We start from the raw sequence: 8515 nt of genomic DNA on the forward strand, positions 1-8515 counted from the left end.
TTCCTCGGACGGGAGCACACGGCCGCCGCGACCGTAACAACGGCGTTTCCGGGAATCACCTACATTCCGCCGGCGGTCACCGGGCGGCCGGCCGGGGCGAAGACTAAGGGTTTGCGGGCGCCGGACGCGGTTGACTCACGCGATGCGGAACCCGGACCGCGGTGCCGCGAGTCCCGACCGGACGACACCGAGAGGCCAGGATGGCTAGCGAGAGCCAGCTGCGTGACTACCTCAAGCGCGTCACCGCCGACCTGCACCGGTCGCGCCGGCGCGTGCGTGAGATGGAGGACGCCGCCGCGGAGCCGATCGCGATCGTCGGCATCGGCTGCCGCTTCCCCGGCGGGGTCGAGACGCCCGGGCAGCTGTGGGACCTGCTCGCGGCGGGCACCGACGCGATCGGCCCGCTGCCGGCCGACCGCGGCTGGTCGGCGTTGCTGGCCGGGGTGGACCGCAGCACGATCAGCCTGGGCGACGTCGACGCGTGGCGCGGCGGGTTCGTCGAGGCACCGGACCGGTTCGACGCCGGGTTCTTCCGCGTCTCCCCGCGCGAGGCCCTCGCCATGGACCCGCAGCAGCGGCTGCTGCTCGAAGTCACCTGGGAAGCCCTCGAGCGCGCCCGGATCGTGCCCGCGAGCCTGCGCGGCAGCCGCACCGGCGTGTTCGTCGGCACCAACGGCCAGAGCTACGGCAAGCTGCTCGCCGCGTCCGGCGAGACCGTCGAAGGGCACGCCGGCACCGGCACCACCGCGGCCGTCCTCTCCGGCCGGGTCGCCTACTCCTTCGGGTTCGAAGGCCCGTCGGCCACCGTCGACACGGCGTGTTCGTCCTCGTTGGTCGCCGCGCACTGGGCCACCCAGGCACTGCGCTCCGGCGAGTGCACGCTGGCGCTCGCCGGTGGTGTCACGGTGATGGCGACCCCCGAAGCGTTCGCCGAGTTCAGCAAGCAGGGCGGGCTCGCGCCGGACGGGCGCTGCAAGGCGTTCGCCGACGGCGCGGACGGCGTCGGCTGGGCCGAAGGCGCCGGGATCCTGGTCCTGGAACGGCTTTCCGACGCCCGGCGCCACGGCCACCCCGTCCTCGCGGTGCTCCGCGGAACCGCCGTCAACTCCGACGGCGCGAGCAGCGGCCTGACCGTCCCGAACGGACCGTCGCAGAAACGGGTGATCCAGCAGGCGCTCGCCGCCTCTGATCTGTCCACTTCGGACATCGACGTCGTCGAGGCGCACGGCACCGGCACCCGGCTCGGCGACCCGATCGAAGCCCAGGCCCTGCTGGCCACCTACGGCCGGGACCGCGAGCACGAGCTGCTGATCGGCTCGGTCAAGTCGAACTTCGGGCACACCCAGGCCGCGGCCGGGGTCGCCGGGATCATCAAGGCCGTGCTGGCCATCCGCCACGGCGAGGTGCCGCGCACCCTCCACGCCGAGCCGCTCTCGTCCGAAGTGGACTGGAGCGCCGGGGCCGTCCGGCCGGTGACCGCGGCGCAGCCGTGGCCGGAGACCGGCCGCCCGCGCCGCGCGGCCGTGTCCTCCTTCGGCGTCAGCGGCACCAACGCCCACACGATCGTCGAACAGGCCCCCGAGCCGGAACCGGCCGACCGCGGCCCCCGGGCGACCGGACCGGTGTCGTGGTTCGTCTCCGCGCGCTCCGCACCCGCGCTGCGGGCCCAAGCGGAAGCGCTGCTGGCGGCCACCACCGACGACGCGGACGCGGCCGACCTCGCGTGGTCGACCGCGGTGACCCGGACGGCGTTCGACCACCGCCTCGCGGTCACCGGTCCCGGCACCCCGACCTTGCGCGAAGGCTTGCGTGCCTGGCTCGACCGGGGTGTCGCCGCGAACGTCACCACCGGGACCGCCACGCGCGGCGAGACCGCGTTCCTCTTCTCCGGGCAGGGCGCACAGCGGGCCGGGATGGGGACCCGGCTCGCCGCGGTGTACCCCGTCTTCGCCGAAGCGTTCGGGGAAATCGCCGGACGCCTGGGCGGAGTGGCCACCGACGACCGGCTCGACCGGACCGAGCACGCGCAGCCCGCGCTGTTCGCCTACGAGGTCGCGCTCTTCCGCCTTCTCGAGTCGTGGGGCGTGCGTCCGGCGTTCCTGGCCGGGCACTCGGTCGGCGAGATCGCCGCGGCACACGTCGCCGGAGTGCTGTCCCTGGAGGACGCCTGTGCGCTCGTCGCGGCTCGCGCGCAGCTCATGGGCGCGCTGCCCGAAGGCGGCGCGATGATCGCGATCCGAGCGTCCGAAGAGGACGTTCGCGCCGAAGACGTCGACCTCGCCGCCGTGAACGGCCCGGATGCGGTCGTGCTCTCCGGTCCCGAGGACGCGGTCACCGCCGTCGCCGCACGGTTCCCCGGGGCCCGGCGGCTCAAGGTGTCCCACGCGTTCCACTCCCGCCTGATGGACCCGATGCTCGACGACTTCCGGTCCGTGGTCGCGGAACTGTCGTTCGCCGAGCCGGAGATCCCGATCGTCGCGGGTGGCGACGTCACCGATCCGGAGTACTGGGTCCGGCAGGTCCGCGACACCGTCCGCTTCGGCGACGCCCTCGGCCGGCTCACCGAAGCCGGGGTGACGCGGTTCGCCGAGCTGGGCCCGGCCGCCGTCCTTTCCGGACTCGTCGAAGGGGCGATTCCCCTGGCCCGCCGCGACCAGGACGAAGCCACCGCCCTGATCGCCGGGCTGGCCGCGCTGCACGTCGCGGGCGGCACCGTCGACTGGGCGGCCGTGCACACCGGCGCCCGCCCGGTCGACCTCCCGACCTACGCCTTTCAGCGCGAGCGGTACTGGCCGACGCTCACCCCGCGCACCGGCGACGCGGCCGGACTCGGCCTCACCCCGGTGCGGCACCCGCTGCTCGGCGCCGCCCTCGACGTCGCCGCGACCACCGAAACCGTGCTCACCGGCACGGTGTCCCCGGCCACCCAGCCGTGGCTGACCGGCCGGGACACCTTCCCCGGCACGGGATTCCTCGAACTGGCCCTGCGCGCGGCCCGCAACCTCGGCTGCCCGGAGATCGCCGAGCTCACCCTCACCACGCCGCTCGCCCTGGCCCCGAAGGACGTCGTCGCGCTGCAGGTGCGGGTCGGCCCGCCCGGCGCCGACGGTCGTCGTGCGGTCGACGTCCACTCCGCGCCCGCCTCCGAGGAGACTCCCGAGTGGACGCACCACGCCACCGGCAGCCTCGCGGCGGCCGCCGGTCCGGCACCCGCCGTGCTGGCCGAAGGCGCGTACCTGACCGACGTCACGCTCACCGGCGACCCGGGCGCGTTCGACCTCCATCCGCTTCTGCTCGCCGAAGCCCTCCAGGCGTGCGGCTCGGACGCCGTGGCCTGGCGCGGGGTTTCGCTGCACGCACGGGGACTGTCCACGCTCCGGCTGCGGGTCGCCCCGCTCGGCGGCACCACGGTCAGCCTCGCGCTGCTCGACTCCGCGGACCGGCCGGTGCTGCTCGCCGGCGAGGTCGAGTTCGCCGGCGCCGTCACGCCCGGCGCCGTCACGCATGTCACACCCGTGACGCCGGTGCGCGTCCCGGCGAGCCCGGTGGCCGGGGGCTGGGCCGCGCTCGGCGAGGCCGACCGCGTCCGCGCGGCCGAAGACCTCGTGCGCACCACGGTCGCCGCCGTGCTCGGTCACGGCGACAGCGGCGCGGTCGGTACCGCCGACCCGTTCACCGACCTCGGGTTCGACTCCATGCTCTCGGTCGAGCTGCGCAACCGGCTCACCGCGGCCACCGCCCTCGAGCTGCCGGCCACGCTCGTGTTCGACCACCCGACCCCGGCCGCCGTCGCCCGGCTGCTGCTGGCCGGGCTCTTCGGCGAAGACGAGCGCACCGGGCCGGTCCGCCGCGGCCGGGCCCGCACCGACGACCCCGTGGTGATCGTCGGGATGAGCTGCCGCTACCCGGGCGGGGTCCGCTCGCCGGACGACCTCTGGACCATGGTCTCCGGTGGTCACGACGCCGTCGGCCCGTTCCCGGCCGATCGCGGCTGGGACCTGGCGACCCTCGCCGCGGGCGCGTCCGCGACCACCTACGGCGGTTTCCTCGACGGCATCGACCGCTTCGACGCCGCGTTCTTCGGCATCTCCCCGCGGGAAGCCCTGGCGATGGACCCGCAGCAGCGGCAGGTTCTGGAAACCGCGTGGGAGGCCCTGGAAGACGCCGGGATCGACCCGCTCGGCCTGCGCGCCACCCCGACCGGGGTGTTCGTCGGCACCAACGGCCAGGACTACGCGAGCGTGCTCGCCGGCAGCGACGCCGACGTCGGCGCGCACGCCGGGCTCGGCAACGCCGCCAGCGCGGTGTCCGGCCGGGTGTCCTACGTGCTCGGGCTCGAAGGTCCGTCGATGACGGTCGACACGGCGTGCTCGTCGTCACTGGTGGCGCTGCACCTGGCCGCGCAGGCGCTGCGGGCGGGGGAGTGCGAGCTCGCGCTGGTCGGCGGGGTGCTCGTGATGTCCAGCCCCAACTACTTCCTCGGCACCAGCCAGCAGGGCGGCCTCGCCCCGGACGGGCGCTGCAAGGCGTTCGCGGACGCGGCCGACGGCACCGGCTGGGCCGAGGGCGCCGGGATGCTCGTCGTGGAACGGCTGTCCGACGCCCGCCGCCGCGGCCACGAGGTCCTCGCCGTCGTGCGCGGTTCCGCGGTCAACTCCGATGGCGCGTCCAACGGCATCACCGCCCCCAACGGCCCGTCGCAGCGCCGGGTGATCCGGGCCGCGCTGGCCGACGCCGGTCTGTCCACTGCGGACGTCGACGTCGTCGAGGCGCACGGCACCGGCACGACGCTGGGTGACCCGATCGAAGCCCAGGCGCTGCTCGCCACCTATGGCCAAGACCGCGAGACGCCGTTGCTGCTGGGTTCGTTCAAGTCCAACATCGGCCACACCCAAGCCGCCGCCGGGGTCGGCGGGGTGATCAAGGTGGTGCAAGCGATGCGGCACGGCGTCGTGCCGCCGACGCTGCACGTCGACGCGCCTTCGTCCCAGGTGGACTGGACGGCCGGGTCGATCGACCTGGTCACCGAAGCGACCCCGTGGCCCGAGGTGGACCGGCCGCGCCGCGCCGGGGTGTCCGCGTTCGGCGTCAGCGGGACCAACGCCCACGTCGTGCTGGAACAGGCTCCCGAAGGTCCCGCGCCGGCCCCGGAACCCCCGGCCGCCGTGGTGCCGTGGGTGCTCTCGGCCCGCAGCCGGACCGCGCTGCGCGCCCAAGCCGCCCGCCTGGCGGATGCCGCACCGACGTCCCTCGCCGCGACCGGGCTGGCCCTGGCGACCCGCCGGGCCGCGCTGGAGCACCGCGCGGTCGTCGTCGGAGCCGATCCGGAGACGCTGCGCTCGGCGCTGGCCGCCGGCGACCTCGTCGAGGGCACCGCCCGTGACGGTGGCACGGCGCTGCTGTTCACCGGCCAGGGTTCGCAGCGGCTCGGCATGGGCCGCGGGCTGTACGACCGGTTCCCCGAGTTCCGCGCCGCCTTCGACGAGGTTTGTGCCGAGTTCGGCGACGACCTGCGCGACGTCGTCTTCGGGGACGACGCCGCCTCGCTCGACACCACCGGCTGGGCCCAGCCCGCCCTCTTCGCCGTCGAGGTCGCGCTGCTGCGGCTGCTCGACGCGTGGGGCGTCCGGGCCGATCACCTCGCCGGGCACTCGATCGGCGAAATCGCCGCCGCCCACGCCGCCGGGGTGCTGTCGCTGGCCGACGCGTGCACGCTCGTCGGCGCCCGTGCCCGGTTGATGCAGGAGCTGCCCGAGGGCGGCGCGATGGTGGCCCTGCGCGCCAGCGCCGCCGACGTCGAGCCGCTGCTCGGCCCGGACGTCGCGCTCGCCGCCGTCAACGGGCCCGAGTCGGTCGTCATCGCCGGGGCCGAAGCGGCCACGCTCGCCGTGGCGGAGCGGTTCGAGAAGGCCCGCCGGCTCACCGTCAGCCACGCGTTCCACTCGCCGTTGATGGAGCCGATGCTGGAGGACTTCGCCAAGGTGGTCGCCGGGCTCGACCTGCGGGTGCCGCGGCGGTCGCTGCTGTCCGCGGTCACCGGGCAGCCCGAACACGAGCTGTTCGCCACCGCCGGGTACTGGGTCGACCACGTCCGCCGGACCGTCCGCTTCGGCGACGTCGTCGCGGACCTGGCCGCCCGTGGGGTCACGCGGTTCGTCGAGGTCGGCCCGGACGCCGTGCTCTCCGGCATGGCCGCCGAGACCGTCGACGCCACTTTCGTGCCGCTGCTGCGGGCGGGCCGCGACGAGGAAACCACGATCGTCACCGCGCTGGGCCGGTTGCACGTCGACGGCCTCCCGATCGCCTGGGACCGGTTCTTCGCCGGGGCCGACGCGCGCGGGCTCCGGCTGCCGACCTATCCGTTCGAGGGCGAGCGGTTCTGGCCGGAACCCGCCGCCGCCGTGCCCGCCGAGCCCGCCGACGGTTTCTGGGCCGCGCTCGAAGGCACCGACGTCTCGGCGCTGGCGGCCGAGCTGGGGGCCGACGCCGGGGAACTGGCGCGGGTCCTGCCCGCGCTTTCGGCGCACCGCAGGGGACACCTCGACCGGACCACGACCGACGGCTGGCGCTACCGCGTCGGCTGGCAACCCCTGGCGGGCACGGCCGCCCCGCGTCGCGAGGACTGGCTGATCGCGGTCCCGGCCGCGCTGGACGGCGACGAGCGCGTCGAGGTGCTGGTCGACGTGCTCGGCGCGGACACGGTCCGGCTGGTCGTCGACGGCCCGGACCGCCCGGCGCTGGCCGACCGGATCACGGCCCTGCTCGAGACGTTCCCGAGCCCGGCGGGAGTGCTGTCCCTGCTGGCCCTGGACGAGACGCCGGCTCCCGGGACGCCGTCGGTGCCGAGCGGCCTCGCCACGACCGCGGCACTGGTGCAGGCGCTCGGTGACGCCGGGGTCGACGCCCCCCTGTGGTGCCTGACGACCGGCGCTGTGCGGGCCGGGCCGGGTGACGCGGCGGGCCGCCTCGCGCAGGCCGCCGTCTGGGGCCTGGGCCGGGTGGCGGCGATGGAGTACCCCGGCCGCTGGGGCGGGTTGATCGACGTCCCGGCGGACTTCGAACCCCGCGCCCTGACCCGGCTGCCGGGAACCCTCGCGGCGGCGGGCGAAGAGGACCAGATCGCGCTGCGCGCCAACGGCGCGCTGGTCCGGCGGCTCGTGCCCGACCCGGCCGGACCGGCCACCGAACGCGCCGGAGCCGTACCCACCGACGGCACCGTGCTCGTCACCGGCGGCACCGGCGCGCTGGGCGGGAAGCTCGCGCACTGGCTCGCCGACGCCGGCGCCGGGCACATCGTGCTCACCAGCCGCCGCGGCCTCGACGCTCCGGGTGCCCGGCAGCTCGCCGACGAGCTGACCGCCGCCGGAGCCCGGGTCACCGTCGCCGCGTGCGACGTCGCCGACCGGGACGCCGTGGCCGAGCTGATCGCCGGACTGCCCGACGAGTTCCCCCTCCGCGGGGTCGTGCACGCCGCCGGGGTGCTCGACGACTGCGTGGTCGACGCCGTCGACCCGGGCCGGCTCGAAACCGTGCTGCGGCCCAAAACCGCGGCCGCGGTGCACCTGCACGAACTGACCGCCGGGCTCGATCTCGGCATGTTCGTGCTGTTCGCTTCGATCGCCGGCACCGTCGGCGGCCCCGGACAGGGCAGTTACGCGGCCGCGAACGCCGTGCTCGACGCCCTCGCCGAACAGCGAGCCGCCGCCGGGCTGCCCGCGTTGTCGGTCGCGTGGGGTGCCTGGGGCGAGGTCGGCATGGCGGCCGACCCGGCGATCCGGGAACGCATGCGCCGCAGCGGCGCCGCCGCTCTCGCTCCGCGCCGGGCGCTGCTGGCCCTCGGGGAAGCGTTGCGGCGGGGGGACACCTCGGTGACCGTCGCCGATATCGACTGGACCCGGTACGCACCCGGCATGGCCCTGATGCGGACCACGCACCTGCTCGACGGCATCCCCAGCGCCCGCACGGCCATCGAGGCCGCCCACCGCGCGCCGGAAACCGCCGAGGAACCGCTCGCCCGGCAGCTCGCCGGGATGTCCGAGCCGGAGCGCGTCAGCACGCTGGCGAAGGCGGTGCGGACGGCGGCCGCGATGATCCTCGGGCACGCGTCCGGCGACGCGATCGAGCCCGAGGCGAAGTTCGGCCTGCTCGGCTTCGACTCGCTGAGCGCGGTCGAGTTCCGCAACCTCCTGGCCCGGCGCACCGGGCTGAACCTGCCGCAGGGCCTGGTCTTCGACCACCCGACCCCGCTCGCGCTCGCGGAGTACCTGCGGGCCGAGCTGGTGCCGGCGGCCCGGCCCGTGGCCGACCCCCTGGACACCGAGCTGGCCGGCCTGGAACGGGCCGTGGCGGCCGGTGCCCTCGACGACACCCGCAGAGACGACGTGGCCCGCCGGCTGCACCGGCTGCTCGACGGGCTGCGGCCGGACCGCGCGGACGGCGAAGTCGTCCTCGCGGCTTCGGACGACGAAATGTTCGACCTGCTCGGCAAGGAGTTCGGGATCTCGTGAGCACGCAG

Annotated in this window: 1 protein-coding gene; it reads left to right on the top strand. The window is 75.5% G+C overall.

Annotated features, from left to right (window positions below):
• Positions 1–200: 200 nt before the first annotated feature.
• Entirely contained in the window at positions 201–8507 is an 8307-nt protein-coding gene (locus AB0M80_RS25775) for a type I polyketide synthase (protein ID WP_364569728.1), read from the top strand.
• The last annotated feature ends 8 nt before the right edge of the window (positions 8508–8515 follow it).

This window comes from Amycolatopsis sp. NPDC051045, from assembly GCF_040682955.1.
GTDB lineage: Bacteria > Actinomycetota > Actinomycetes > Mycobacteriales > Pseudonocardiaceae > Amycolatopsis.

Coding starts and splice junctions, on each gene's coding strand:
- AB0M80_RS25775 (WP_364569728.1), top strand. CDS start 201: ATGGCTAGCGAGAGCCAGCTGCGTGACTACCTCAAGCGCGTCACCGCC.